This is a genomic window from Hahella sp. NS-SX17, from assembly GCF_057367735.1.
The window spans coordinates 1,701,444-1,727,714 of sequence record NZ_CM170632.1 but is presented as its reverse complement, the minus strand read 5'-3'; the positions used below and the strand labels follow the sequence as shown (position 1 = coordinate 1,727,714).

Genomic DNA, 26,271 nt, shown 5'->3' with positions numbered 1-26,271 from the left:
TGTGTACTGATAGGCACGTCTGACCATAAATAAAATTAATACAGGAAGGATATATTTATAGTACAAGCGAATTTATCTTGTTTTTCAAAATATTGGCCTTCTTGGCCTGGCTGCTATGGCTCCCGCTGCTTGATGGCGTCCCACTTCCTCCTCCTTCGTGGGTGTGGCTCGCCGTCGTGGCCGCCAACTCCTGAACCACTCCGATTAGATCCGCAATCACCTGCAACACATCTACGCCACCGCCTCCCATAGCGATGGCCGGCGCTTGGATTGTCACGGCGGCGCTGGCTTTTAGCTCTATGACTTGCGCCTGGATCTTCCTCGTCGCGCTGGCGATGTCCGTATGGCTACCTTGAACGTTTATGGTTTTATTGTTGCTGGTTTGTGTGTCATTGCCGCTGATCGTCGCGGAGCGCGAGCCGCCCACGGTTGCGCTGTCGTCGCCTTGGATCGACGCGTGTCGGTCCCGTGCGACGACCTGGCTAAGGTCGGCGGCGGTGGTCAGGTTCAGGTTATCCGCCGCCGATAGGTTGGCGCATACCGCTCCGGATTGCGACTATATGAGAATGGTCTGCATTGACCGCTTGGAAAGTGGGGAGTCTGCGAAGGGATTAGTTTGCTCAGCTTAGCTACTGGGAACAGAGGGACTGAAAACACCCGAGCGTTAGCTCAAAGGTGTTTTCAGTATTGATTCGGTAGCTGATTTAACTCTTTTTACCTTGGCTAGAGTGTTTAGCCTCCATTTCCGCAGCCTGCTCCATTAATTTGAGCATTTCCTCTTCGGTCGTGGCTGCGCTCATTTTATTGAGGAGTTTATCTTGCTCGGATTTAGGAACTTGCGAGTCTGAGTAACTAAGCCTGCGTAGCTCAGCCAGGTTCTTGCAATATTCCTCCCACTCCGCGTCTTGCTCTGGTGTCGTCCACTTCAACGGACTGAGAGTTTTAGAGATTTTTGCGCTGGAGTGAGTGGACTTAATTTGCTCCAACTCATTAAGTGCGGAAGGCGATAGCTCGATCTTAACGCTGGATATGATGTTTTCTACAAGCTCGTAGAGCGGTTTGGGCGACACCATTGCGTCTTTCTTCGAGAGCTCTCCCGGCTCATATTGCAAAAGATGAAAATATATAAAGACGCAGACTTCATGATCAACCGGGAAAGCATATATAACCTTTCGGTCATCGCCACTGGTCACAGGCGTCACTTCAAATGTCACGGCATGTATTGGATGGCGACTATCTGGTTTCCAGTTAACCGGCGCATCAAATTTACTGCGTCCATTCGAAACCAAGTGGCCATATTCAGTAGTTAAAGCATCCATTATGAACTGCTGAAAATGGTCAGGCCTTAATAGCGAAAAGTCTTTGCTTGACGGGGTAATTCTCTGAACCGAGACTGTGGCGTCCACTTGGGCGGCATAGCCGGTAAACGCCTGTCCTCGAAAAGCCCAGCAACGCCGCAGAGGAACTATATATCTTAGTTCTTTATAGCAGGCTTCCTCACCAATCTTTCTACGGCCAGTTTCGTATAGGTTACTGTCAAATAAGTTATATTCGCTAGAAGGAGAAATATATTCTTCATAGAAGCCATCAGGAAGATGGCGGTTCATTAAAAAGCTGACTTTAGTTCCTGACAAAGAAATCTGAATAGCTCCAGCCTTTGAAAAATCTGGTCCTATTGGGGTACAAGGACGCTTTTTTCGGAGCTTAAGTGTAAGCAAACTCATGGCTTATGACCTTTCTGGGATGAGCCTCACTACTAAAAAAACCGCTCAGGCTTGAGGCTACTACAAATTAACGTCCGCTTGCCAAGGACGCCGCAAATCCGAATAGAACAAAAGCCCTTTTAAGCCCGCCTTTTCAATCGCATCCTTCACTTCCTGCGTACAGTATGCAACATAAAAGCGGTCAAACTTCGCTCTAAATATTGATACATTTTGTAGTTTTCCCTCGTGGAAGCCAATGCTCATTACATCACCGTATTCGTCCTGCTCACACTGAGTTTCGTCAAGCGCTTCAAGATCTTCAGCCAGACGTAGTGTGTTAAACATAAAGCCCTTACTTCCGTCGTAAACAACGGGCAAAAATTCGCCATCCTGGTCAATGATGTCCTTTAAAACATCGTATGCTTTTTCTGACAAAAACAGACGTCCCTGATGCTCTGATATATCAGGGATTAGCAGCCCCTTCTTGTCACTACCGAAATATATGCCAATTGGATTTTTCCAGATGTCTTTATAGGATCTAGGAGATCTATTCGCGTCGAAGCGGGTATCTTTGCTATCGCCAAACTCGCTAATAATTTGCTTATAGTCAAAACCGACATACTGGTATTTTTTCTGATCAGCATAAATTGCATATAGAGTCATCGTTTATCCCTTCAGACTTAAATATTGACGGTTCCTGGCGGCAAATGCCCCCGCTCAAGCCGAAGCCTGATCATTTTCAAAACTTTGATCAGGTCGTTGATACTATTGATATCAGTAAAGTTAATCAGCCCACCGAGCCAATTGTAGTATGCATGAGTGTGGACCCGGCTATGGGGTATAGCGTTTCTAAGATGTAGGGGCATTTGTGAGCGATATTTGCTACGCCTTGGCAGCCAGCACCCATTATGCGGATCGTCTATCCGCATCATACACCAAGCCATGACAGCTCGCATTGGCGCTGCTTGTGGGTGGCCTCCAGAAATTATCGCGTGGGCGTCACACAGCTCGGAGGGCCGTGGATCTCCGGCCTCGGTCATCAGATCACTAAGACGCTTGGAAATGTGTTTTTCGGCTATAAAGTCATCATAAGACATGCCCTGCACAGCAGCTCAATATCTATCCACACCTTCTTGAACCTGTGCGGCGACCACTACCGTATTTAGATCGACGACAGAGGGGTATCTACTTTGGCGAACTTATCAACCGCTCGATCTACAATGTCTTTTTCATAGAACTTCTTAGGGTTCTCTGGCTTAGCCATTATTACGTATCCATTGTGTATGAGAGGGATAGCGATGTTAGCACTCAAGAAATGCACAGCCCCATCAGCCATAAACCCTAAATCAGTCGCCATCACATATGTACCAGGGCCTGCTTGATTTGACTGAGCACAACCTCCCCCTCTACAGGGTTACCCCTAGATGGATCTCCAGTCCTTTTGAGAAATAATGCGTTTAGAGATAACGATGGTCTCGTTAGAGTGTTTGGAAGGCGCAGATAGTCATGCCCGCGATGTTCTCGCCTTATTTTTCGCTGACGCTCGTGTAGTTGGCTTGATCTCTAACCTCTGCAATACCGCGATGATGGTAGTCGCTAAAGATTTAACAGCGCCGTTCAGAACAGCCAAGTCTCAAACAGTTAAGCGGAGTGTCTTGTAAGCGAGGCGATCTGATTTTTTGTATTTGCGACGGTGGGTGCTGATGGCTGAGCGGTGGCTGAATATTGGAAGGATATGTGGATATGTCAGATAACCCTATAGTTAACAAAACCCGATCCTTATACAGGATTTTTGTACTCTGCAGCCTGGCGTTTTTGAATGCCGCTTGCGGCGGCGGTGGAGGCTCATCAAACGGCGGAAGCTCTTCCAGCGATGGCGACGATTCGTCAGGGGGCACGACGGGGCTTGAAGGCACGCTCATTTTTGAGAAAGTAGTCAATAAAATTCATCAGTACAATCTGGCGACTAACGAAGCAAAGGAAGTGTTGGAGCTGGATGGCGTAATAGGCGTTGATGAGTCACAAAACCTGATATTTGTGGAAGATGATTTCCAAGTTGAGGGAGACGGAGTCAATTTTCGGGTAACCACTCATACCATGGATCGTAATGGCAATGTCATTTCATCATTCGTCAAGCCAGGTAGTTTTACGCTCGACGTTGATCCCAAAGTCTCTCCAGATGGCAGCGTTATCGCGATGTATTACGAACCGGAAAACCTGGGTATACCTGCGCTGGTTTTAGTGAACAGAAATGGCGACACGCTCCGCTATTATGAGGATCAACATTCCCATATCAGAGCCTTTGACTGGTCACCTAGCGGCGTATTGTATATTGCCGAGGACGACTCGATTTATAAGGTTGATTTCCAGGTTGGGCCAGGAAAGCAGTTGGTGAGAAAGTTTAACGATAGCCATGTCTGGGACACCCTATCGATCAGTCCCAATGGAATGCAGGTGGCTTTCAGTATGAGCCAAACATCAATGACGCGGGGCAGCGGTTATTTCGATTTATATGTCATGAATGTTGATGGAACCAATCTTCGGGTTATGGTGAATAACGAAGAAGATGACATCCACGGCGCTGCATGGTCTCCAGATGGCAGCCGCTTGGCGATCACAAGGGGAATTTACATCCGCGATAACATTAGCCCCTGTCGCGGCGCGCTGTACATCATCAAAGCAACAGCGGCTAATCTGACTTTGGATGAGAACAGCCCTGACGTAATCTCCCTGGTCGATACGCTTGGTGATAGATTCTGTTCAAATCCCGCGTCCGTGCCGATATGGGCGGATTGGTGATTCTTGGAGGTGCTTTTGCCAATAGGGCTGACGTTTGAACGAGTCAGCCCTGAGTCTATCTCGGATGTCGAAGCTTACCTGCTTTCCAGCAACCAAACCGTCTCGGTCACTTCAGTCAACTCTCTCAAGCCGCCTTCCACCCCAACCGTTGCAAGCGTAGTTAACGCATAGTTTTCGGCGTAGTGGTGTTTGACCTCTTGGACGCTAATTGAAAATGGAGGGCCTTCCATTTGGTTTTGATCGTACTGATAGCAGAGCATGAGTTGGGGGGCGTTATTGGTGAGCGCCATAAGGTGTTTGGCGTAGCGATCCCGCATCGGTTTTGGTAGCGCCACCAGGGCGGCGCGATCGTAGATGGCGTCAACATGCCCCAGTGCTTCAGCGGTTAGTTCGAAAAAGTCGCCGACGATGATATCCAGGTTCTCTACGCTGTAGCGTTTGCCATCGGCGATTTCTGATATTGCAGGCGTCAGGCCCAGTTCCTCGAAGAGCTGCTCGATGGCCATTTCGCTCAGCTCACATCCGACCACAGGATGGCCCTTTGAGAGCAGCCAGGCAATATCCAGGGTTTTGCCGCATAGCGGCACAAAAACACGACTACCCTCGTCTAAATCAAGCCTGTCAAAGTGAGCGACCAACAGTGGATTAGCTTCACCTTGGTGGAAGGGAGTATTGTTTTCCGCCCATCTCTCATGCCAGAAATTTGCATCCATATTGATTCCTCTTATAGTCGATAAATGGGCGTCGCACCGACATTAAAGAAGATTGCGCGTTGCTCCGCCATATGTGTGGAGATAGCATACAAGCTCAAGTCGACTTGAGGTCAAGCATAAATGCCTGACAGAAAAACCATGGACATCGGAGAAGTCATCAAGCTATCCGGTCTGCCCGCTTCCACCTTGCGTTTTTACGAGGAGAAGCAGCTTATCCAGCCTATAGGCAGAAAAGGCCTGCGCAGGGTTTACGACGCAGGTATTCTGCAAAGACTTGCGCTGATTTCCTTGGGGCGTAACGCCGGTTTTTCTCTGGCAGCAGCTTTCCATCATGCGCGACGGCCTGCGTCACGCAGCCGAGTGCCCTGCGCCCAGCCATCTGGAATGCCCCACTTTTCTGCGTATTTTGAATGTGGTGGATAAGGAGCAGTATAAGAAAAGAAAATCGTCGAAAATGGATCGCAGCACTCCTATGCGAGGTAAATAAATTTCGAACTATGGCTTTAGCATTGCTCACCATTTTGCCCTGGCTTTCAGATATACAAATTATTCAGGCGTCGCCTATGCAATGTGCATGATAGAGAAAGCAACAATCAGCCTTTATACTTCTAATTTACCCTCAACTCTGAAACGAATTTAAGCTGTATAAAATGGATTTAATCTTCATCCCTTTTTTATTTTTTGCGGCGTACGTCAGCTATAGAAACCGCAACCCTCACACTCGCACCATGATCGGCGCACTACTAGGATTATGGCTTTTTATTGTCTCTCCTTATATCCACTTTTACTCAGAAACATCTGCAAGCAGCCTTATACTAAAATATATCCTTCTATTCATCCCTCTTTTTATTATTGTCGTAATCGGATTTACTCGCTTCGCCACCAACGCAATATTTGTGCATAGCTCAATTAGCGTCATTCTTTTCATCGCCGGCTACTTGCTTTCCGCAGGGTTCGACAGGGAATTGAAAAGCGCAATTGCCCTGCACACGGGGTATTTTGATAGCCAGCCGCCATTCTTTACTGACAGCAAGTTAGACCAAAAAGCGAGTGTTTACCATGACGCAACATCAGGCATAAAACTGTCCATCCCTGTCGAATGGCGGGAGAATCATATGGAGTCAACAAACTCTCTTTATTTCACATTTTCGCGGGACGAAAAAATTCTGGCGGAGATAAGAGTGACCTGTATGCACTCCGGTGAGATAACTCTCCCTGAAATTGTTTTCAATTACTCAAGGTCGGACTATAACCGGCTCGCTGAAAGCGCACAGTGTTATAAGCAAGAAGATTTCAGAGCTTGTTTACTCAAAGAGAAGAAATCCCAAGACTGGGAAAAGCGCTGGCGCTGGATAGCCGCAAGCCAGCTGAGAGAGCAGTTTGTCGCGTTGGATATGGTGCAATATGTTGAAGAGCCGTACTTTGCCCAGGTATTTGAGCATGCCATGTTCTCAATAAAACTGGTTCCTCCCAGCGGCGAAGCCTGCCCACCAATTTCTATGAAGTGGTTCTAACAAAAAGGACATCCCACACCACTTTTGGCCACGCCAATAAAACTGATCCAAATCACAGCGCTAAAAAGCGGTCAGTGCTACCTTTCCCGCTTATACAAACAAGGAAAACAATAACAATGATAAACGCACATACGCCGCCCCAAAATAGTTAGCCACTTAGTACTCTTGGCTCAAAAAACTGATATCCTTCTCATAACAAATGCATATTTAATGCATAAATACTTATTTTCGCGCCATTAATTCCACATTTAAATTTTACAGACGCATAGAATTAACAATCCGCATTTAGTACGGATGAAGTTAAAAATAACCATGGTATGTTATAGCCCGTCAAAATTTACATAAAATATATTTTGCAATTAAAGGGAGTTATTGTGATTTATTCTTTTTCGTCACTACCAGAAGAAAAAACAGAGGTAGGCGGCAAGGCTTATATGCTGGCGATGATGACGCAAATGGGAATACGCGTCCCCGAAGGTTTTATCTTGGACGCCAAACCCAGCCAGGAAGAGCTTGCAAGCATTCACCAAACGCTGGGAGATCAGTTTTGCGTCGCCGTACGCAGCTCCGCAACCGGAGAGGATTCCAAAGAACACAGCTTCGCCGGACAAAATTCCACGTTTCTATTTATCAGAACTCGGGAAGACCTGGTCACCGCCATTAACAACTGCTTTGACTCTATCCTCAAAGAGTCTTCCACCACTTATCGCAAACACTTCCTCGGCTCCGCCAAAGCCGTCCCCATGAATGTCGTAATCCAACAAATGATCGACGCAAAATACGCTGGCGTCTTCTTCACCAAAGATCCCAGAAATGAAGACAAAGGCTGGCTGCTGGAATATATCAGCGGCGTGGGAGAAGACCTTGTCTCCGGCAAAAAGACGCCCAGGCAGATTCACGAAAATAGCGGCAGCGACGACATCAAACCAGAACAGGTCGAGGAAATCGTCAACGTTTCCCGGCAGCTGGAAGATAAGTACCATCAGGACTTCGATATCGAGTGGGCGATTGACGATAAAGGCGTCGTCTACCTGCTGCAAGCGCGCCCCATTACCGCCAAGAACTCCATTTCACAGATCAAAAAGTTCGGTCTGGAAGAACTGGAGCGCCTGAAAACCCAATACAGCAAAGACACTACCTGGGACGGGCAAACCTTCGCCGAGCTTTCGATCAACCCCAGCATTTTCTCCAGCGAGCTTTGGAGCGACTCATTCAAGAAAAACGCCGCCTTCGACAAAGCGCTGCAGAAGATCGGCTATCTGGGCTTTCGCGACATGAAAGAAGGCGAGTCAATTCTGGATAACGTCTTCGGCAAGAATTACGTCAACCTCACCCGACTGGCGCCGCTCTATTTTGGGCCCATGCCCTACTCCATCGAGCCGCTGCCCAGGCCTCATCTGAAGTTCCATGTCTCCAAGATCAACCTGAAGACCATTCTCTACACTCCCAAAACCGTGTTCAAAATGGTCTCGGCGGGTCTGAGCGTGAACACTCACAGGAAGGAGTTCATCAATCTCGCCAGCAAGGATCTGATAAGTTTTTCCACCGTCATGGACAGGCCTAACGACCTGAGCTACTACCAGTCCTGGAGCGACGACGACCTGAAAGGCCGCTTGTTGAAAGAGATGATTGTTTTCACACGGGATACGTTGGTCTGGCCCTACATTCTGATTTCCCTGACCGAGACCACGATTCAAACCCTGCACTCCCTGCTGGCGAACATCTTCAACGATCAAAAAGCGGCGGAGCTGATACGTCAGTGGACCGGCAACGGCATTAGAACCGAAACCTTTGAGATGGGCCGCTATTTCAAAAAGGCCTGCGCCAAGCCCGAGTTGCGGGGCATGTTTCTGGAGAAATACGGCCATCGCGGCCCCGGTGAGTTGGACCTGATATCCAAACGCTGGATCGAACTGGGCGAAGACGCTTTTTACGATCTCAGCGTGGAGGATTATGAGAAGGGCAAAAACAACCACACCTTTATCGACGTCGAAGAAGAAATAAACCAGTTTAAAACCTTCAAGAAGACCCTGGTTCTGGAAGAATGGCAGCTTCTGAAAGATCTGCTGGAGCTGCGGGAAAAATGGAAAATGGCGATCCTCAAACCCTTCGCCCATTTCCGCTATATCCTGCTGGAATTCGGCAAGCGCTATGAGTTGCCTTCCAATGATATTTTCTGGCTGAACACGGAAGAAATCATTCGCTTCGATAGAGCGGCGTATGCGTCACGCATTGAAGAACGCAAACTCAAATCCAAACTGTTCAAGCATTTCAATTTTTCCGCCGTCACCTCCATTCAGGAAATCGAGAATGTCCTGAATAACCGGCAACCACAGAACGATAACCTGAAGGGCGAAGGCATCTCTCCCGGGCTGGTCAAAGGCGAAGTGCTGGTTATCAACGATCCGAACAAATGGAAGAACATCAAGTGGCCGGCGAACCCGATTGTGGTGGCGGAATCCACTGATCCGGGCTGGACGCCGATCTTCACCAAAGCCAAAGGCATTATTGTTTCAAAAGGCGGCGTGCTGTCGCACTGCGCCATTGTTGCGAGAGAAATGGGAATTCCTGCTGTCAGTGGAATCATCAACTGCCATAACAAATTTAAAGGAGGAGAGAATGTTTGGCTTGACGGAAATGATGGAACTATCCGCATCATCTAATACCCTCAGCGAAGGTTATCAATACGCTATAGTTCCGACGGTATTATTGCCTCTGGCATTTTTGGGAACCGCCCTCAGCGTCGTCGCCACCTTCATTGCAGGGATGTTCGGCGTGAAGCTGAAAGCCGAAGGCCCCAAAAAGCTGCTGGAGCTGCTGCTCAAGCCGAAAGTGCTGTTGGCCGCCGCTGTGCTGAATCTGGCGATTTACGGCGGCTACCTTGGCGTTGATTATGTGAAAAACGGCCCCGTGCCGCAGGCGGTGCAGAAGTTCGCCAACTCGGACACCACCTATCACCAGAAAGCCAAACAGGGCGACCGGGCGCTTTGGAAGCAATCCCTGGAAGGCGAAGGAATATTCGCACGGGGAACCATCGTCAACGGCGAGCTGTTCTTCGGCACCAATGAGGGGTACCTGTACGTCGCTGACGCCGATACCGGCACAATCAAAAACAAACTGTTCTTCGGCAAGTTTCTCTCTCCCAGTCCCACTCTGTATAAGGGCTTTCTGTATTTCGGAGAAGGCTTGCATCAGTCTCACAGTATGGGCGTGTATAAGTTCGACCCTGAGAAAAAGCAGGTTGTTTCGCACTTCAGGACCAACGGTCACACAGAAATTTTTCCCGTATTCGCCAGTAGCGATGGCAAGGATTACCTGCTGCAGACCGCAGGTGAAGACGGCCTTTACGCCATTAATCCAGACACGATGGAGAAGTTCTGGCAGTTCAAAGGCGGTCACATGGACGGTTTCGCTCTGGTGCAAGGCGACTACGTCTATATCGGCAGCGGCATTCCCAGAGAGGGGTTCAGCATAAACAGACCATTCGCGTACAAATTGAACTTGAAAGACGGTTCTATCGTCTGGAAAAAAGAGCTGCCCCTATCCGCCTGGTATGGCCCCGTTCAAGTTCAAGATAATGTCTGCTTTATTCAGGGCGAAATTCATATCGACACCCATGTGGGCGGGCTGTCCTGCTTCACAAAAGCCGGAGAAAGAGCGCACTCTCTCGTTATCAATTACCCCGTGGTGGGCAAACCCATCGTTAAAAACGACACCATCTACTTCAATGACTACTACGGCAATCTTTACGCCTGGAACGCCATCAACAACAAACTCAAATGGGAAATCGAATCGGAAATCAAAAAAGGCACCTACTCCTCCCTGCAATTTTATAACGATAAGGAAATCATCTACGCCAAGCTCACCGGCGGCGTCCTCATCATCAACATGGAAAGCGGCGAAGTCCGGGAAAACGTCGACTTCGCCCAAGACGAACTCATCTACGCAGACCCCCTCGTCAAAGACGACGCCTTCTACCTGTTTGGGATGAAGGGGAGCATTTATAAGTCGGCGAAGATCTAACCCTCTATCTGGAGGAGCTTGACCTGCAAGCTCCTCTTGTCTGCCGACTTGACACTAATCCATTGATTTAAAGACTATTAACGCTCCTTTCATATTTTCTCCGAATAAAACAAGGAGCCGTTTTGACCAAACTTCATAAAGGCATATCACAGGAAGAGTTCGAGAACGGGTATTACTACGCCACGGAATTAAAACAGTTCGCCCAATCTCTGGGGATCAAAACCGGCTCGTTACGCAAGAACGAAATTGAGCAGCATATTAAATCTCACTTGTTCGGGGCCGTTCAGGGTGAGCTGCCAAAAAACGTCGCTAATCGGCAGACCAGCGGCGCTCGCGATAAATTGGCGGCTAACTCCTTCGTCGTTAACTATGTCAGCGACAAAGCCACCAAAGCATTTTTGCGCGAGGAAATCGCCAAGCGCGACCCGCAACTAAAAGACAAATCCGGTCAGTGGTATTGGCTGAACGACTGGCGCAAGGCGCAAATTGGCGCCAACCAGCGCATCACTTATCAGGATCTGGTGGATAAGCTATTTGAGTTAATGACCACACCCGGAAAACTGCCGCGCATTCCTTCCACACGATTCAACAATTTCATCACAGACTTCCTGGCGGACCCGGTGAACGCCAGCGCCACGCGCGCGGACGCCATGGCGGCCTGGGAAACGCTCAAAGCTCTGCCCGCCCGGAAGACGTATCAGGCCTATAAACAGCGCAAAGGTTAAACGCTTCGGCGGCCCGGTGCGAAAGTAACTATCCTGAATAAAGTCCAACCCGCATAGCCAAGGTGAAACAGACGCCCAGGAGGCGCGATGAGTAATCTGACCAAACAGAACGAATATGAATGTGACGTCAAAGACTGTTGCGGCGCTATCCAGTTGATTATCGAGCCCAGGGAAAAAGATCTCGGCGGCTTTTCGGTGCGCAGGACATTGCCTACCGCCAAGCGCAAAATGGTGGGGCCGTGGGTCTTCTTCGATCATATGGGGCCGGCCAACTTCCCCGCAGGGGACGGCGTCAACGTCCGTCCACATCCCCATATTGGCATCGCTACTGTGACCTATCTGTTTGACGGCGAGATACTGCATCGGGATTCTCTGGGAAGCGTTCAGCCAATCCTGCCTGGAGATATAAATCTCATGGTCGCAGGTCGAGGCATCGTCCATTCAGAGCGCGAAAGACCGGAAATTCGCAACAAGGATCATAGCGTACACGGACTGCAACTTTGGCTTGCGCTGCCAGAAGACCAAGAGGAAATCGAGCCGGCTTTTTACCATTATCCCGGCGCAAGTATTCCGCTGGTCACCGTGGACGGCGTCGACGTGCGGGTAATGATGGGAAGCGCATGCGGCGTCGCCTCCCCGGTAAAAGTATTTGCAGAAACCTTATATCTGGCAGCTCACCTGCAACCGGGACAAACCTTCAAACTGCCACAGACGGAAGAACGCGCCGTCTACGTGGCGCAGGGCGAATTGAAAGCCAGGGACAACCTGCTTCCACAATACGCCATGGCGTTCTTCTCCAACGAACCCGACGTCACCCTGGAAGCGACTCAGGACACTCGTCTTGTTCTTATCGGCGGCGAATCTTTCAATAAACGCTTCATCGACTGGAACTTCGTTTCCAGCCGCAAAGAGCGTATTGAACAAGCTAAACAGGACTGGAAAAGCGGACGTTTTCCGAAGGTTCCAGGAGATGAAGATGAATTTATTCCTTTGCCGGAATAGCAAGAAAATAAACTCCGCGGCGTTATAAATTCGCTGCTTTTAGTTCATCAGGAATACGCCACTTCGATCCTTCAGGCTCAGCGCTTTCCTGTGGCGGTTGATAGGGGATCAAGTTGGTAGCGAAATCATTATTGAGTAGGCGCTTTTCAATAGCTTTCAGTAGCCTAAACGCTTTCTTTTGATGACTGTCATCGATGTCTTTCTCTGATGCATACTGGGTGAAATAGTCAGGCGCAAAACCCCAATAGATTTGCAAGGCGCTACCACGGTCCAGCTTCTCGTCTTTAATCAGTCTGGCGAGTTTCCTGTAACCCAACTCTTCTTCCGTATCCCAGTCAATCTCATCAAGCCGCCCCTGCAAGCCATAACAAGGCTGCGAGTGCAGCTGAACAAGTTCCACGATATCAATCCCGAACTCGTCCCTGAGAATTTCCGCCGCCACAAGTGCGGCTTCCGCCTTGCCGCCAATCTCCTTTCTTACTTTGGGTTTGGCTTCCTCCCAAAGATAATCCACGTCGAGCGCTATCGGACCTGGATAACCGTACTTTTTCTGTGTTTCTACAGACCAGATCAAGTAGCTTCGCGCATCTGGATATTTGCTTTTTACGCTAGGGCCTGTTGACGTTTCACATCGGCAGCCATAAATACCCACAAGCCATGGCTACCATACTTTCATAGTTTCTCTTCAACTTGTCATATCTCGTCGCGATGGCCCGGTACTGTTTGAGTCGGGCGAAGGCATTTTCCACCAAATGGCGATACTTGTATAAACCCCAATCCATATCGTCATTACCTTTGACAGAGTTTCGCTTTCTCGGTATCACGGCCCTGGCCCCCTTCCTTTCGATCTGTGCCCGCACTCGTTCACTATCGTAGCCTTTGTCTCCGACAATCGCCTCTGACGAGGGAAGCTTTTCAATCAACTCCGCCGCTGCTGTGCAGTCATTGACCTCGCCTCCAGTGATCTCAAATTCCACTGGAAGACCATAGGCATCCACGGCCAGATGCACTTTCGTGGTATTGCCCGCCCGACTCTTTCCAATCGCCTGAGGCTCTTCCGTACAGGCTCCTGCGCTGTGCTGATGGGCCTTCACATAGCTGCCATCAATGAACCCCCATTCCAAATCCGGCTCGCGGACCAAGCTCCGGAAGATCCTCAACCACTTGCCTTGGGTAGACCAGGAATTGAATTTTTTGAACACCGAATTCCAGTCTCCAAACTGCCCTGGCAAGTCTCGCCAGGGACACCCCGTCCGCATTCGGTACAACATGCCTTCCACCATCATTCGTAGTGTGGGCTTGTTATAGATTCGCTCTTGCAGCATGATCTCTTTCAGCTTCGACCAAAGCTCGTCACTGAGCATCAATCGGGGCATCGCAAACTCGTTTTGTTGTTGGTGTGGGAACCGCAATATGACGAGTTTGCGCCTATCTATCACCTATGACGAAACGTCAACACGCCCTAGGGTTTAGCTTTTCATAGCTTGATATTCGGCTTCGTAAAGAGTGCCTGACCCTGTCAAACCAAGCGTTGGCTTCTGGAGAGTAATCGTTATTCATAAGCACCTTAATCAAGCTATTTTCGGAGGATTAAACCTACTCTATCTCAAACGAATAATTGAAGTCAGCACGCCCGTTTGTAGATACTCAAAACGCCCTTCAAAACGCAATCCTTTATACAAGGCGGGAGTAAGATCCTGGTCCAGTTCGATTTGGAAGCTCCCTTTCCGCTCGTCAATAAACACCATATTGGCCGCGTCAAAACCAAAGTAATATCCCACGTCTGAATACAGCGATTTAAACAGGCTTTCTTTTGCCGAAAAGATCAGGGTGAGCATACGCGGATCAGGATGAGAAGCGCCGCCGACAAACTGGTAATCCGCATCGATGAGAATAGATCCGACAATATCTCCCGCCACTTTCTCGCTGAGCATATTCTCTACATCAATACCCACGCTTTTTACCCGATCACTATCAGCCACAGCGCAAATAGCCATGTCCTGCGCATGACTGATTGATCCGGTGAAGGACTCAGGCCAAACAGGCGCGCGGTTCTCGCCAATCCCGACAGAAAGATCAGTCGCCCCTGACGCCATCAACGCTCGCCGCGCCACATAACGTCCCGCAACAAACTCGGCTCTGCGTTTCGCCACCGCCCGATCCATTGAATCAGGCAAATCCGTCCCAAGAAGATGGTTCACCATGTCATCTGAATAGCGATCCACGGAAAACTCACATTGAAAGCATACCCCTGGAAACCCGGGAATTTTTCGCTCAGAGAGATGCTTGATGTACAGGTCAGTTGAATCGCTCAACACGCGGTCGTCCACTTCCGTGCCCCTTGGCCATACAAAAGCGCCATGATACTAGCCGACTCCATTCATAGCGACTTTCGTTAACGCGACCGGGAAAAACAAGTTGGCCAAGAATTAATCCATATAGCCTAACCCCCATGCCCAATTTCAGAAATCGGTAAATCGAATAGAATTTCATCCAATTTTCCTTAGGGATGAGGCGCCGAACCTGCACAGCCAAGAGCTACCACTGCAATCCCCCCACGGCTGTCTCATCATCTTGTTAATCTTTTGTTTTTATTGATACTTAACAGGAATGTTTGCAGATGAGTTTTGACAGTCAAGCCCGCTTCGGCATCACCCCTTTCGCTCCACAGAAACCCTTGAGACAAGGTGGTCAGCAAGGTGAATTCATAATCTTCAGCAAAGAGACTAACGGCTCGGTTGGACGAAAGGTATTCATTCATACAGGCATAGCTCCCAGCTTCATAGCATTCATTAATCCAACCACTTTTGAAGGAAAAGAAATAATAAAGCATATTACCGAGCTAAGAGGGGTTGCTGGTGGGTTACAAAGTTGCAACAACCTTAATAATGCTTTTGAGCACTTAAGCTTAATTAAGCACGTACAAATCTGCTATAAAATCATTCAAGGTGGAGAAGTCAGCGCAGGCGTATATATCACAGATATTCGCTCCACATTCTCACAAGATCGAAACGCCTGTGGACTTTACTCAGTAAGAAAGGTAGCTGGTTCCGATAAAATATCAGCAACTCCTCGTAATGCAAATTATATAAAGAGCGACTTTAGGTTTGCAGCCATTAATTCTGGGAACAAGCCACTTGAAAATGCTATTGACGAAATATATACAGACTTACTCCCTAAAGATGGCTGGGCAGGTGATAGAAAGTTTTCCTTATTCTACAATCCAAGCCATTTAGTCAACGACCTTGGCGTATGGGTTACTCCAGCACAAAAAAGTCACAATCCAGAAGAAGCGGCTAGAAAGCTTGCAGAAGTATTTATTGAAACTTCAAAACATAGAAAAATAATGGGCGAAAAAGAAAGACTTCGCTGGTTTATTGTCGGAAACGGAATAAAGTTACTGGAAAGAGCTCTGAATAGCGTTCCAGCTGAGCTTTCCGGCAGAAAAGACTTACTAGAGTTACACGCATTTCAAATTGTAGACCCTACCAACGACCCAGGAAGCGTATTAAGGCGGCTGAGCTACTTAGGAGCGGCATTTAGTGACACTCCCGTTAACGCCACGGAGAAAATGTCCAGAGCTGGAGCCATATCTATGGCTATATCACGCAGAAATATATCAAACGAAATAAAGGATCTGGGAAAAAGTCAAAACAAGAACTATAGTGAAGCTGCGAACAAGTTTTTACGTAATACTGAAGATGCCTCAAAAGCGTTTAGCAAAGCCCATACCTCAATGCATACTCCTAGGCATTACACTTTCACAGATATAATCAATCAAGCTAGTGGAATTTACCGATGGTAAACTTAGGTCCCATTACTGGCCCCAGCTACGATAGCTCTCCTATTGTAAATTTTGACCTTTCAGGTACGACGCTAACGCTCAGATTGCCAGAACACCAGCAAGACAATGCTTCATATTTAGCTGCACAAAGTATAGATATTTTTGATACGCAGCTATTTGAGTCATATGAAGAAATGGGTTTCCAATCATTTAGCCTTGCCCGTTCCGCATGGGACTATAACTTTGATAACAACGGGTTAAAGGCCGGCAGCTTTATGTTTTATCTAAGCCTATGGAATGTCTTTACCGATAAAAACCAGCTATCAAGTCTGATAGAAAAGACAGATTATGAGAAGTGGCTTTTAGCCTATTTCAAGGGAGTATATGAAAGCCATGTAGAAGATTCAGACGAAGAAGACGCTACTTTTTGGTGTCCATCGCACAATGAAGATTTGCATATCTTCAAGAAAAATAAAATAACATGGTGGAAAGGTCGCTTCGGTAGTCCCGACATGGACCGCATGTACTACTGGATCAGCACACCAATAACAAAGGAACATTGCCTATTCCTAATTGTTACGATGTCTGGTTTTGTAGAAGACCATATAGCCCCGAAGGAAGAAGTGGACAAAATGCTGGATGGCTATATTGATGACTTCCTCGAACACTTCCACATCCAATACACTCCGGAAACCTTAGCGGAAATGGAGCTATACAAATAGCTCCGCAACGCCACTCAATAGGATGATGAAGTGCTGAATACGTCACAGATATTTGGGCCAGACTATAACGACTGTCCTTTAGTAAGCTTTAGCTTAGCTGACAGTCTGATTACGCTTCGTCTACCTTCGAATGAGTTGAAATCCCCTTCTGTTTTAGCGCCATCAGAAGTGGACACTAAAAACCCTGAAATTTATACGTCAGGAGGGGCTAAAGGCAGTCTCAAGTTTCTATTCCTGGTAAAGCAAGGCTGGTTCTATAAGCTAGCGGGGAGTCCGTTTAATGCTGGCACCCTCAACTTTAGTTTAAAGTTGTCTGAAGTGTCGCTTGATAAGGAAACAGGCGACTCATTACTCTCTCCTGCTGCGTTTGATCAATGGCTGGTTAACTTATTTAGAGATGACTTCGCGCCTCTTGATAAGGACAAACTGGAAGAGCTGACCCTGTATAAGATTGAGCCCAGCCCCGAGCACATGTGGGTTTATCCCAAAAGCAAATCCGATTTCAATCGCTTTCAATTAAACCATTCTCTGTGGCGCTATGCCCAGGCGGGACATCCAAGTGTGAAGCCACACCCATTTTGCTTGGCGACGCCATTAAGCAACAAGCACGCCCTCACTTTAGGGTTCAGCTTTGGCGGATTTTCATTACCCAATGGGAACATGATAGATAACTATAACGATCTTCTACTTTCTTATATCAAAGACTTCCTAGAACACTTCCACATCCAATATTCCCCAGAAACTCTGGCGGAAATGGAGCAGTACAAGTAATTTCAAACGGCGCATTGCTTGATGCGCCGTTTTTCTTTCCTCTCATTACTCGCTCATTGCTACCTCCGCAATCCCTGCCATCTCCCGCCCCCCAGTCCCAGCTCACTTAACCTTTAGTCCGACAGGGTTAATGCTTAGATCATATGTCTAATTATCCGGACAGTTAGCGGGCTTTATAGTGCTTCGACAGCTATTATTTAATCAGGCGACTACTACGTTGATACTTAGAGCATTGCCTGACGTTTTTGAGCAGTTAACAAGGGTAAAGCCATGTCATCGCAAACGACGGATAAACGACAACTGACGCTGCAGTTTCTCGCGGAGCCCACTGACGTCAACTTTGGCGGCAAAGTGCACGGTGGTGTGGTGATGAAATGGATCGACCTCGCCGGCTACGCCTGCGCAGCGGGATGGAGCGGACGTTATTGCGTGACCGCTTATGTGGGCGGCATCCGCTTTATTTGCCCTATCCATATCGGCATGTTGGTGGAAGTGCAGGCCAAGGTGATTTACACCGGCCAGAGCAGCATGCACCTCGCTATCGACGTTTACTGCCGTGACCCCATTGAACAAGAACGCAAGAAAGCCACGCACTGCATCATGATCTTCGTCGCCATTGATCGTGACGGCAAACCAGTGAGAGTGCCGACGTGGGAGCCGAAAACCAAGAAAGACGTCAAGCTGCGCGACTACGCTCTGAAGCTGATGAGTCTGCGCCAGGAAATCGACGAGGAAATGAAGGATTACTTCAACGAGTAACCGCACCGCTCACCACAAGCAGGCCGCTTTGTTATCAGAGACGACCTGCTCGTTGACCAAAAGCTAAAGCAAGCTCTACAAACCCTAACACTTTCGCCTCAATTTTGCTGTTTCGGTCCCCTCGGTTTTCCACTAATATGCCCGCCCGGGCCACACTCCGTCGCAAATTTTGAAACAGGCCGGCCTGTCTGGGTTTGGGCCTCGTTCCATGTTGCGACGCAGGGCTTTGACAAAACATCTTCAACGTCAATATCGCTTAATTTCTCGACAGTTTCGCAAAAATCAAGTATGGATGAGGACTTATCGGCCAAGCATGGCGGGTGGTCGCCACCGAAACAGGAGTTTAAAGACAAAGGGTACACTGACGCGGAATACCGGATTCGGTAGAAAGGTGTTTGTACGTGGTTTCTCAAAACACTTTGCACGAGATTTAAGATGTCATTTGTTATACGGTCCAGCGCCTGTTATCTCCCTCAGGGCAAGGTTTCAGCGGAAGAACTGGATCAACGTTTAAGCCTGGATCCTGGAACCTGCCGTAGACGCTACGGCGTGGATTACCGCCATTACGCCTCCCCGAGCGAAACCGCTCTGTTTATGGGAGCGGAAGCCGCCAGGGCGGCCCTGGACAGAGCAGAATTACAGTGGGCGGACATCGACTTGCTGGTTTGCGCCAGCGGCACCTCCCATCAGGCCCTTCCCTACAACGCCGCCGGAGTGCTGGCGGAGCTGCAGATCGCTGAACCTCTGGCCACAATGGACGTCAACGCCAGTTGCCTGTCATTTCTGGCGGCGCTGGAGTTCAGTCACTGCGCCATCGCCAGCGGTCGCTACCGACGGGTGCTGATCGTCTCCAGCGAAGTGGCCAAAATCGGCGTCCAGGACGTCAAACCTGAAACCGCCACCCTGTTCGCAGACGGCGCCGCCGCCTTTGTACTGGAAGCCTCCAAGAACAGCGCAGGGTTGCTCACCAGTCTGTTTCAGACTTACCCAGAGGGATATTCCCTGTGCCAGATTCGCGCTGGCGGCAGCGGCTTACATCCCACTCGCAACCCAATGGAGGCTGTCGCCGAGGGCAGCTACTTCGAAATGCACGGCAAAGCGCTCTACAAAATGGTTTCCAAACTCGCGCCGGACTTCATCCGCCAGGGCCTGGGAAAAGCGCAGCTGACACTCTCCGACATCGCCCATATCGTACCGCACCAGGCGAGCCACGCCGGCTTGGCGCATTTAGTTCACCGGCTCGGTTTGGATAACGACAAGGTGGTCAACCTGTTTGCGACCATGGGCAACCAAGTCGCTGCGTCTTTACCTATCGCCTTGGACCATCTGCTTCGCAACAAACGCGTCGCCCGCGGCGAGCAGGTGATGTTGTTCGGCTCGGCGGCGGGCCTGTCGCTGGGGCTGGGAGTGTTGAGCCTGTGAAGATTCTGGTGACCGGCGGCACCGGCATGTTAGGCCAGTCTATCGTGCGCAACTATCAGGGCCGCTTCGATATCCGTTTTATGGGCCGGAATCAAACTCTGGGAGCGCGCATCGCCTCGGAAACCGGCGCTGAGTTTTCTCCAGCGGCCCTGCAACAGCAAGCGCTTCTGCATCAAGCCTGCAAAGGCGTGGACGCAGTGATTCACTGCGCGGCGTTATCGAGCCCCTGGGGAGCGCGCGAGGAGTTCGAAACAGCGAATGTCGACGGAACCATTAATATCCTGGCGGCGGCGGAAGCCAACGGCGTGCGGAAGTTCGTGCACATCTCCACCCCCAGCCTGTATTTCCAGTTCTGTGACGCCCAGAATATTCCAGAAACCCAGCCTCTTGGCCCACGTTTCTGTAATGACTACGCCGCCACCAAAGCCCGTGCGGAGCATCTTGTTACCGCCAGTCCGCTGCATACGGTCATCCTGCGTCCACGAGGCATATTCGGCCCCCATGACAACGCCATTCTGCCCCGGATTATCGGCGCTGTGCGCAAAGGCGTTCTCTGGCTGCCTTCCGGCCGTAATCCAGAAATAGACCTTACCTATGTAGACAACGTGGCTGACGCCGCGATGCTGGCGTTGCAACAACCGGTTGAACGCGGCGCCGTCTTCAACATCAGCAACGGCGAGCCAGTGCGCCTACTGGATGTACTAACTCAGCTATTCATCGCCATGGGCCGTCCCACGCCGATCAAAACGCTGCCTTATGGGGCGCTGGCGCCGGTGATCGCCGGCGCCGAGTGGCTGCGCGCCCATCTGCCGGGACGGCCAGAACCCAAGTTGACCCGCTACAGCGCGGGCCTGTTTCACTATCATCAAACCCTGGATATTTCCAAAGCGCGGTCCCAGCTTGGCTATGCGCCCGCCGTATCCATTGCTGAAGGAATTGAGCGCTATGTCCACTGGCGTCAGAGTCAGGCTGTTTGAGGCCGGTCATTGCGTCCATCCCGGCTTTATGGTGAAACCGGGGCTGGGCTTGGCTCCGCGTAAATTTCCCGCCGGCGTCGCCTTGATCGAGCACCCCCAGGAAGGCGTACTGCTGTTCGACACGGGCTACCATCAACGTTTTTCTCAATGCACGCAGCATTACCCTGAGCGCTTTTATGCGCTGGCGACACCCTGTTCGCTGCAACAGGGCGAGAGCCTGAAAGAACAGCTTGCGACTCAGAATATTGCTGCCGATCAGGTCAAACATGTGGTGCTGTCCCACTTTCACGCCGACCACATCGCTGGCGTCTGCGACTTTGAAAAGGCGACCCTGCACTGCCATCCCGCCGGCCATCGCTTTTTGACGCAAACCGGACGACTGCGTCGATTACGCAAAGGCTATCTGAAGGACTTACTGCCCGCCCAGGCGGAAGCACGCCTGTCATTCACGGAGAGTTTTCCGTTGGATCTGGGCGATATCCTGGACATGCCGGCGCAACCTCTCGGGTTGGGCGCCCGCGATCTGTTCGGCGATCAAACGCTGTATCTGGTCGCCCTGCCCGGTCACGCCGCCGGCCAGATGGGATTACTCGTTCGTTTGCAGGACAAGTTCCTGTTTCTACTCGCGGACGCCTGTTGGCTGGTGGACAATCTGCGCGACGGCGTGGATCAACATTGGCTGGCGAACATCATCTGCGACGACCGCAAGGCCTATCGCGACACGCTGCAAAAATTGCGTCGCTGCTATCGCGACATGGCGGATAAAGTCATATTCGCGCCGTCCCATTGCCAGGACACGCTTGGCTCACTGATACAACAAGGCTGGCTCAGTTAAGGCCCATTGATGGAAAAGCTCATCATACTCCGCCACTTTATCGCCAGTCGCTATCGACGCTTTCAGTCTCGAGAGCAGCTGGAGTCCTGGCAAACGCGGCGACTGCGTCGCCATCTGGACTGGGTATGTCGCCATGCGCCATTCTATCAGGGGTATTTAGGCAAGCCGCTGCAGGATTTTCCCATCATGTCCAAAGCGTTGATGATGGACAACTTCGGTCAGTTGAATACACGCGGCTTGCAGCGGGACCATCTGTTCGACATCGCCCTTGAAGCGGAGCAAAGTCGGGACTTCAGCCGATCGCAATTGGGCGACGTCACCGTAGGACTTTCCTCCGGCACGTCCGGCCGACGCGGACTGTTTCTGGCCTCCCGCGCGGAACGTCTGGAATGGGCTGGCGTCATCTTCGCCAAACTCCTGCCGAGCCTGTTGGGACGTCATCGCATCGCACTGTTGTTACGGGCGGACAGTCCGCTGTATCAGACCGTCAATCGAGGGCGCATTCAGTTTCACTATGCCGACCTGACGCAGCCGCAGGAACAATGGCTGGCGGCGCTAGAAGCCTTTCAACCCACCCTGCTGGTTGGCAGCGCCCAAGCGTTGCAGCTATGTGCGCAGTATGGTGAAAGGCTGCAACCGCAATTAATCATTTCCGGCGCGGAAGTGCTCACGCCTTCCGACAGAGCACTGCTGCAAAAACGGTTCGCCTGTCCGATCAAAGAGATTTACCAATGTACGGAAGGTTTCCTCGCCTGCACACAACAGGATGGCGTCTTGCGGTGGAACGAAGATTTTGTCCATATCGAGCCGCATTGGCTGAATCCGGAGAAGACGCACTTTTCCCCCACCGTCACCGACTTCCGCCGCCGCACCCAGCCGATTATTCGTTACCGGCTGGACGACGTGATCGAGGCCAGCGATGAGCCCGGCGTGTTTCGCGCCCTACGCAGCATCGGCGGCCGTACCGGCGATGTACTGCAACTGCCGGGGGCGTCTTCCACGGTGACGGTTTTACCTGACTTATTGTATCGCGCCGCCGCCTTGGCCAGCCCAGAGCCTTTGGACTACCGCATCAGCCAGATTGAGGCCACGCGGTTACGCATTGAAAGCGACCGCCGCCACGTTGATATAGAGCAGGCCATACGCGCCGCACTGACAAAGTTGGGCGTAATCGAAGCGCTCAGTTTTGAACACAGTCCGCGTCCACAATGGACGCCCTCACAGAAACAACGCAGAGTAATCAATTTATGGTCGTCCTGATCACTGGCGCCCGCGCGCCTGTCGCGCTGGATTGGGCCCGCATCGCGATTAAATCCGGTCATCAGGTCTGGCTCGCGGATAACCTGCGCTGGCCCTTGGGGCGTTACCTGCAAGGGGTGCAGGGCTACCTGCGTCTGCCGCCGCCCAAAGGCGATCTGAGCGCTTACGCACGCGAGCTGGAGCGTCTGCTGCGGGAACATAAAGTCGATCTGCTGATCCCTACCTGCGAAGAAATTTTTTATCTGGCCCAGGCGCGTCCCCATGTGCAGGCTGACGCTCATTGGTTTATGCCGGAAACAGAACTGCTTTTTCGCCTACACAGCAAGCTGGACAGTCTGTCGATCATGCACGGACTTGGGGAAGTACAAGCGCCGGAAACCCATCTGCGTTGCAGCCCCGATGAGATAGAGAACAATCCCGACACGATCCTGAAACCCGTGTACTCCCGTTTCGGCCGCCAGGTAATTCGCAATCCGCATCAGGCGGCGCTTACGCCCTCGCAGATCAGCGCCGCCCGCCCTTGGGTGCAGCAGCGCAAAATTGTTGGCCAGGCGATCTGCAACTACGCGCTTTTCGATCAGGGCAAGCTGATCGCGCATCAGGCCTATCTACCGGAATACTGCTTTAATCAGGCCGCCGCCAGTTACTTTGAGCCCTATACGGACCCGCGTCTGGAAGAGTTCGCCCGCCAGTTTGGGCAAAGCACGGGGTATCACGGACAGGCCGCGTTTGATTTCATTGAGGAGGCTGGCCAGTTGTTCGTACTGGAGTGCAACCCGCGCGCCACCAGTGGACTGCATTTGTTGCGGCAGACCCTGCGCATTGATGAACAGGGGGGCATGGAACACACACCCGCTCCGACGCAGCCTTTTCGAATCGGCGCCACGCTGCCTCTGTTTTTTGGCGCGCCGTCGCTACTGCAAGGCAAGTTCGGTCGTTTGCTGCATGACTACCGCCGCGCCCAGGACGCTCTCGCCGATGAGCAGACGCCCTTACTGCAACGTGCGCAATGGCTGGCGCTGACGGAGATGTTTTATCGCTCCGCCCGTTTCCGTCGCCCGTTGACTGACGCCAGCACTTTCGATATTGAGTGGGACGGCCCTGACGCCAATGTCGACGCAGACCCTGCGCAGGACGCCTCATGCTAGAGGCCAATGAGCTGCATCGCCGCTTCGTCGAGCTGATGCAGCAACCCGGACTGATCCGCAATCTCACTACGGATATTGTCGCCTACGAACAAAACGGTGTGGTGGCGCCCGCCAGCGTCAATGACTACCACCCGCAAAACTGTTACGTGGTTTCGCCGCTGACGCAGATTATCTATTACGCCCGCGATGAGTTGCCGAAAGTGGAGTCGGCGCTGTTACGTTATGTCTGCTTCGGCCTCACGCATTTGCTGGAGTGGCCGTTCAGGCTGGCGCGTGTGGATCGATTGCAGGTGCTCAACAATCAATGTCTCTCCACTAATTTTTACAGCGCCAACTGGCGCGAGCTGAACCTACGCGCACTTCGCGAGCAAGCTCTGCGTCGCTTTCCCAAACATGCGCTGATGTTGCGCTCGCTGAATGCGCGACAGCACCCCGACATCATCGCACAGGCGCGCCAGGACGACTGGTTGCCGATTATTAGTCGTCAGGTGTATTTATTTCTTGACCGCGAACACTGGTGGAACCGCAACAACACCCGCGCGGATGATCGTCTGCTGCGCCAGCCCGGCTGGTCGTTCAAAGAGTTGGACCCGGATGACGAAACGCAGATGGCGCGGGCGGAGCAGCTTTACAACCAGCTCTATCTGGAGAAGTACAGCCTCCATAATGTGCGCTTTAGCGCCGACTATCTCAGCGCCTTCAGTCGCAGTGGTTTGCTGAAACTGTTCGGCCTGTTTCATCAGGATGAGCTGTTGGGCGTGGCGGGCCTGTTCGGCGTCGACCAAACCCTGACTGCGCCCGTAGTCGGTTATGACACCCGCTTGCCCGCAAAAATGGCGCTATACCGGCGCATCATGGCGTTCGTGATCCGCTACGCCATGGACAACAATCTGGAACTCAATCTCAGCTCCGGCGCGCCGGACTTCAAAAAGCTGCGAGGGGCTGAAGCGGCGATCGAATACAGTTATGTTTACGTCGCTCATCTTGGGCCTTATCAGCGCGCAGTTTGGCGCGGCTTGTCTCTGCTGACGGAGAAACTCTATCGCCCCATTCTGGAGAAGTTCGAGTTATGAGCGCGCCTGAGGGTTTTCCTTATTCCGGCGTCACTGACGGCTGGTTCCCTTTGCTGCCTGCGGTGAAGTTGCGCAACAAGCCGATAGCGACGAGTTTACTGGGAGAAGCGTTGGTCCTGGCGCGACTGGAAGGCAAAGCCTGCGCATTTCAGGACCGTTGCCCCCATCGTTTGATCCCGTTGTCGCAAGGAAATATCTGCAACAATCGCCTGGCCTGTCGTTATCACGGTTGGGAATTCGACGCAACGGGACGCCTGCGCCACACTCCCGGATCATCGGAATGCGGCGCGCGCGCAACCTTGCAAAGCTATGCTCTGCAGGAGCGGGACGGATTGATATGGTGCAGCTTGAAACCTGCGTCAGCCCAATCTCTGGCCGGCTTTTCCGAGCTGCCCGGCTATGTCTGGACCCAGGCTTATCGCCGCATCCACTGCAGCCTGTTTCACACCATTGAGAATTTTCTCGACCCCTGCCATACCCCTTATATCCATCAAGGCTTGCTGCGCAGTCAGGGGCCTCAGCAAATGCGAATCGAACAGACAGTCTGCGTTGATGGCTTTGAAACCCATTATGCGCTGACGCAAAAGCAGAATGGCTGGATCAACCGGCTGTTCGATCCGGGGGTGGATCAGAACATCGCACGCTTCAAACTTCCCGGTCTGGTGGAACTGGACTATCTCAAAAACGGGCGCCTGCTGTTTCGCTCCGCCCTCTACTTTGTCCCCCACAGCACTGACGTTACCGGTATTTTCGTCAGGCTATACGCTCCCCGTTCGTGGGCGCCCGCCGCACTGCGTTTTGCGCTGTTCAAGCCCTTCGTTCACACGCTTTATGTCCAGGACAAACAGATCCTGGAGCAACAGCAACTCGCGCAACAGACCTATGGCGAGCGCTATCTCTTTTCCCACACGGATGTGGCGGCGCGACCTTTGTGGGCGCTGCTGCATGGCCAGTCTCCCAGCCCCTCCGCAATAAAAGAGTTGAACTTCCAGACGACTCCCTGATCCAAACAACCGTGATCATTGAATAACCTTAACTATC

26 protein-coding genes are annotated in these 26,271 nt (G+C 51.1%); 18 read left to right on the top strand and 8 right to left on the bottom strand.

From position 1 onward, the window contains the following. Positions 1-55: 55 nt before the first annotated feature. From AC2IBB_RS07810 to AC2IBB_RS07795, 4 genes are all read right to left on the bottom strand, one after another. Complete coding sequence (locus AC2IBB_RS07810) at positions 56-427, bottom strand: hypothetical protein (protein WP_486332327.1); 372 nt, start codon at positions 425-427, stop codon at positions 56-58. Between the two features lie 277 nt (positions 428-704). After that, on the bottom strand, positions 705-1,724 hold the full coding sequence (locus AC2IBB_RS07805) for a hypothetical protein (RefSeq protein ID WP_486332326.1): 1,020 nt from the start codon (positions 1,722-1,724) through the stop codon (positions 705-707). Positions 1,725-1,784: 60 nt separating this feature from the next. Continuing rightward, positions 1,785-2,366 (bottom strand): imm11 family protein, encoded by a 582-nt coding sequence (locus AC2IBB_RS07800; protein ID WP_486332325.1) that lies wholly within the window; start codon positions 2,364-2,366, stop codon positions 1,785-1,787. 17 nt (positions 2,367-2,383) lie between these two features. Beyond that, positions 2,384-2,743, bottom strand: a complete 360-nt coding sequence (locus tag AC2IBB_RS07795; RefSeq protein ID WP_486333931.1) for an AHH domain-containing protein — start codon at positions 2,741-2,743, stop codon at positions 2,384-2,386. 697 nt (positions 2,744-3,440) lie between these two features. Between AC2IBB_RS07795 and AC2IBB_RS07790 the strand changes: the two genes are divergently transcribed. After that, a complete protein-coding gene (locus AC2IBB_RS07790) occupies positions 3,441-4,502 on the top strand; it encodes a TolB family protein (protein ID WP_486332324.1) in 1,062 nt (353 codons plus the stop codon). 74 nt (positions 4,503-4,576) lie between these two features. Here the strand turns inward: AC2IBB_RS07790 and tmpT are convergent, their stop codons facing one another. Then, the gene (tmpT, locus tag AC2IBB_RS07785; protein ID WP_486332323.1) at positions 4,577-5,215 is read right to left on the bottom strand and encodes a thiopurine S-methyltransferase; all 639 of its coding nucleotides are present in this window, start codon (positions 5,213-5,215) and stop codon (positions 4,577-4,579) included. Positions 5,216-5,335: 120 nt separating this feature from the next. On the opposite strand from tmpT, the gene AC2IBB_RS07780 reads away from it, so the two are divergent. The 6 genes from AC2IBB_RS07780 to AC2IBB_RS07755 all read left to right on the top strand — a co-directional run bounded on the left by AC2IBB_RS07780 (position 5,336) and on the right by AC2IBB_RS07755 (position 12,479). Next, positions 5,336-5,638 (top strand): MerR family transcriptional regulator, encoded by a 303-nt coding sequence (locus AC2IBB_RS07780; RefSeq protein ID WP_486332322.1) that lies wholly within the window; start codon positions 5,336-5,338, stop codon positions 5,636-5,638. A gap of 227 nt (positions 5,639-5,865) precedes the next feature. After that, positions 5,866-6,729 (top strand): hypothetical protein, encoded by an 864-nt coding sequence (locus tag AC2IBB_RS07775; RefSeq protein ID WP_486332321.1) that lies wholly within the window; start codon positions 5,866-5,868, stop codon positions 6,727-6,729. A gap of 374 nt (positions 6,730-7,103) precedes the next feature. Continuing rightward, on the top strand, positions 7,104-9,392 hold the full coding sequence (locus AC2IBB_RS07770; RefSeq protein ID WP_486332320.1) for a PEP/pyruvate-binding domain-containing protein: 2,289 nt from the start codon (positions 7,104-7,106) through the stop codon (positions 9,390-9,392). Continuing rightward, complete coding sequence (locus AC2IBB_RS07765; protein WP_486332319.1) at positions 9,349-10,752, top strand: outer membrane protein assembly factor BamB family protein; 1,404 nt, start codon at positions 9,349-9,351, stop codon at positions 10,750-10,752. Before AC2IBB_RS07770 ends, AC2IBB_RS07765 begins: the two co-directional genes overlap by 44 nt. Positions 10,753-10,874: 122 nt before the next feature. Beyond that, positions 10,875-11,477, top strand: a complete 603-nt coding sequence (locus tag AC2IBB_RS07760; protein ID WP_486332318.1) for a hypothetical protein — start codon at positions 10,875-10,877, stop codon at positions 11,475-11,477. 87 nt (positions 11,478-11,564) lie between these two features. Next, positions 11,565-12,479, top strand: a complete 915-nt coding sequence (locus AC2IBB_RS07755; protein ID WP_486332317.1) for a pirin family protein — start codon at positions 11,565-11,567, stop codon at positions 12,477-12,479. Positions 12,480-12,501: 22 nt separating this feature from the next. Here the strand turns inward: AC2IBB_RS07755 and AC2IBB_RS07750 are convergent, their stop codons facing one another. The 3 genes from AC2IBB_RS07750 to AC2IBB_RS07740 all read right to left on the bottom strand — a co-directional run bounded on the left by AC2IBB_RS07750 (position 12,502) and on the right by AC2IBB_RS07740 (position 14,809). Next, positions 12,502-12,993, bottom strand: coding sequence for a DUF4274 domain-containing protein (locus AC2IBB_RS07750; RefSeq protein ID WP_486332316.1), 492 nt, complete (start codon positions 12,991-12,993; stop codon positions 12,502-12,504). A 112-nt stretch (positions 12,994-13,105) separates the two neighbouring features. Beyond that, complete coding sequence (locus AC2IBB_RS07745) at positions 13,106-13,855, bottom strand: IS5 family transposase (protein WP_486328406.1); 750 nt, start codon at positions 13,853-13,855, stop codon at positions 13,106-13,108. Positions 13,856-14,080: 225 nt separating this feature from the next. Then, positions 14,081-14,809, bottom strand: a complete 729-nt coding sequence (locus AC2IBB_RS07740; protein ID WP_486332315.1) for a 4'-phosphopantetheinyl transferase family protein — start codon at positions 14,807-14,809, stop codon at positions 14,081-14,083. 290 nt (positions 14,810-15,099) lie between these two features. On the opposite strand from AC2IBB_RS07740, the gene AC2IBB_RS07735 reads away from it, so the two are divergent. The 11 genes from AC2IBB_RS07735 to AC2IBB_RS07685 all read left to right on the top strand — a co-directional run bounded on the left by AC2IBB_RS07735 (position 15,100) and on the right by AC2IBB_RS07685 (position 26,234). Then, positions 15,100-16,284: a hypothetical protein gene (locus tag AC2IBB_RS07735; RefSeq protein ID WP_486332314.1), complete on the top strand. Its 1,185-nt coding sequence runs from the start codon at positions 15,100-15,102 to the stop codon at positions 16,282-16,284. Next, entirely contained in the window at positions 16,278-16,985 is a 708-nt protein-coding gene (locus AC2IBB_RS07730) for a hypothetical protein (RefSeq protein WP_486332313.1), read from the top strand. Before AC2IBB_RS07735 ends, AC2IBB_RS07730 begins: the two co-directional genes overlap by 7 nt. Positions 16,986-17,015: 30 nt before the next feature. Then, positions 17,016-17,756 carry a hypothetical protein gene (locus tag AC2IBB_RS07725; RefSeq protein WP_486332312.1) on the top strand — a complete coding sequence of 247 codons (741 nt, stop codon included), beginning with the start codon at positions 17,016-17,018 and terminating at the stop codon, positions 17,754-17,756. Between the two features lie 270 nt (positions 17,757-18,026). Continuing rightward, the gene (locus tag AC2IBB_RS07720; protein WP_011399241.1) at positions 18,027-18,515 is read left to right on the top strand and encodes an acyl-CoA thioesterase; all 489 of its coding nucleotides are present in this window, start codon (positions 18,027-18,029) and stop codon (positions 18,513-18,515) included. A 435-nt stretch (positions 18,516-18,950) separates the two neighbouring features. Next, positions 18,951-19,937: a 3-oxoacyl-[acyl-carrier-protein] synthase III C-terminal domain-containing protein gene (locus AC2IBB_RS07715; RefSeq protein ID WP_486332311.1), complete on the top strand. Its 987-nt coding sequence runs from the start codon at positions 18,951-18,953 to the stop codon at positions 19,935-19,937. Continuing rightward, entirely contained in the window at positions 19,934-20,914 is a 981-nt protein-coding gene (locus tag AC2IBB_RS07710; RefSeq protein ID WP_486332310.1) for an NAD-dependent epimerase/dehydratase family protein, read from the top strand. The genes AC2IBB_RS07715 and AC2IBB_RS07710 overlap by 4 nt, the downstream gene beginning before the upstream one ends. Next, positions 20,883-21,749, top strand: a complete 867-nt coding sequence (locus tag AC2IBB_RS07705) for an MBL fold metallo-hydrolase (RefSeq protein WP_486332309.1) — start codon at positions 20,883-20,885, stop codon at positions 21,747-21,749. The genes AC2IBB_RS07710 and AC2IBB_RS07705 overlap by 32 nt, the downstream gene beginning before the upstream one ends. 9 nt (positions 21,750-21,758) lie before the next feature. Beyond that, a complete protein-coding gene (locus AC2IBB_RS07700; protein ID WP_486332308.1) occupies positions 21,759-23,009 on the top strand; it encodes a F390 synthetase-related protein in 1,251 nt (416 codons plus the stop codon). Continuing rightward, complete coding sequence (locus AC2IBB_RS07695) at positions 22,997-24,157, top strand: ATP-grasp domain-containing protein (protein WP_486332307.1); 1,161 nt, start codon at positions 22,997-22,999, stop codon at positions 24,155-24,157. Before AC2IBB_RS07700 ends, AC2IBB_RS07695 begins: the two co-directional genes overlap by 13 nt. Continuing rightward, positions 24,151-25,230 carry a GNAT family N-acetyltransferase gene (locus tag AC2IBB_RS07690; protein WP_486332306.1) on the top strand — a complete coding sequence of 360 codons (1,080 nt, stop codon included), beginning with the start codon at positions 24,151-24,153 and terminating at the stop codon, positions 25,228-25,230. Before AC2IBB_RS07695 ends, AC2IBB_RS07690 begins: the two co-directional genes overlap by 7 nt. After that, on the top strand, positions 25,227-26,234 hold the full coding sequence (locus AC2IBB_RS07685; RefSeq protein WP_486332305.1) for a Rieske 2Fe-2S domain-containing protein: 1,008 nt from the start codon (positions 25,227-25,229) through the stop codon (positions 26,232-26,234). Before AC2IBB_RS07690 ends, AC2IBB_RS07685 begins: the two co-directional genes overlap by 4 nt. Positions 26,235-26,271 lie beyond the last annotated feature (37 nt).

Excerpts from the sequence above, each read along its gene's own strand:
- AC2IBB_RS07685 (WP_486332305.1), top strand. The coding sequence starts at position 25,227 with ATGAGCGCGCCTGAGGGTTTTCCTTATTCCGGCGTCACTGACGGCTGG.
- AC2IBB_RS07705 (WP_486332309.1), top strand. The coding sequence starts at position 20,883 with ATGTCCACTGGCGTCAGAGTCAGGCTGTTTGAGGCCGGTCATTGCGTC.
- AC2IBB_RS07780 (WP_486332322.1), top strand. The coding sequence starts at position 5,336 with ATGCCTGACAGAAAAACCATGGACATCGGAGAAGTCATCAAGCTATCC.
- AC2IBB_RS07720 (WP_011399241.1), top strand. The coding sequence starts at position 18,027 with ATGTCATCGCAAACGACGGATAAACGACAACTGACGCTGCAGTTTCTC.
- AC2IBB_RS07745 (WP_486328406.1), bottom strand. The coding sequence starts at position 13,855 with ATGCCCCGATTGATGCTCAGTGACGAGCTTTGGTCGAAGCTGAAAGAG.
- AC2IBB_RS07805 (WP_486332326.1), bottom strand. The coding sequence starts at position 1,724 with ATGAGTTTGCTTACACTTAAGCTCCGAAAAAAGCGTCCTTGTACCCCA.
- AC2IBB_RS07755 (WP_486332317.1), top strand. The coding sequence starts at position 11,565 with ATGAGTAATCTGACCAAACAGAACGAATATGAATGTGACGTCAAAGAC.
- AC2IBB_RS07730 (WP_486332313.1), top strand. The coding sequence starts at position 16,278 with ATGGTAAACTTAGGTCCCATTACTGGCCCCAGCTACGATAGCTCTCCT.
- AC2IBB_RS07775 (WP_486332321.1), top strand. The coding sequence starts at position 5,866 with ATGGATTTAATCTTCATCCCTTTTTTATTTTTTGCGGCGTACGTCAGC.
- AC2IBB_RS07800 (WP_486332325.1), bottom strand. The coding sequence starts at position 2,366 with ATGACTCTATATGCAATTTATGCTGATCAGAAAAAATACCAGTATGTC.
- AC2IBB_RS07700 (WP_486332308.1), top strand. The coding sequence starts at position 21,759 with ATGGAAAAGCTCATCATACTCCGCCACTTTATCGCCAGTCGCTATCGA.
- AC2IBB_RS07690 (WP_486332306.1), top strand. The coding sequence starts at position 24,151 with ATGCTAGAGGCCAATGAGCTGCATCGCCGCTTCGTCGAGCTGATGCAG.
- AC2IBB_RS07795 (WP_486333931.1), bottom strand. The coding sequence starts at position 2,743 with ATGACCGAGGCCGGAGATCCACGGCCCTCCGAGCTGTGTGACGCCCAC.
- AC2IBB_RS07715 (WP_486332311.1), top strand. The coding sequence starts at position 18,951 with ATGTCATTTGTTATACGGTCCAGCGCCTGTTATCTCCCTCAGGGCAAG.
- AC2IBB_RS07735 (WP_486332314.1), top strand. The coding sequence starts at position 15,100 with ATGAGTTTTGACAGTCAAGCCCGCTTCGGCATCACCCCTTTCGCTCCA.
- tmpT (WP_486332323.1), bottom strand. The coding sequence starts at position 5,215 with ATGGATGCAAATTTCTGGCATGAGAGATGGGCGGAAAACAATACTCCC.
- AC2IBB_RS07765 (WP_486332319.1), top strand. The coding sequence starts at position 9,349 with ATGTTTGGCTTGACGGAAATGATGGAACTATCCGCATCATCTAATACC.
- AC2IBB_RS07695 (WP_486332307.1), top strand. The coding sequence starts at position 22,997 with ATGGTCGTCCTGATCACTGGCGCCCGCGCGCCTGTCGCGCTGGATTGG.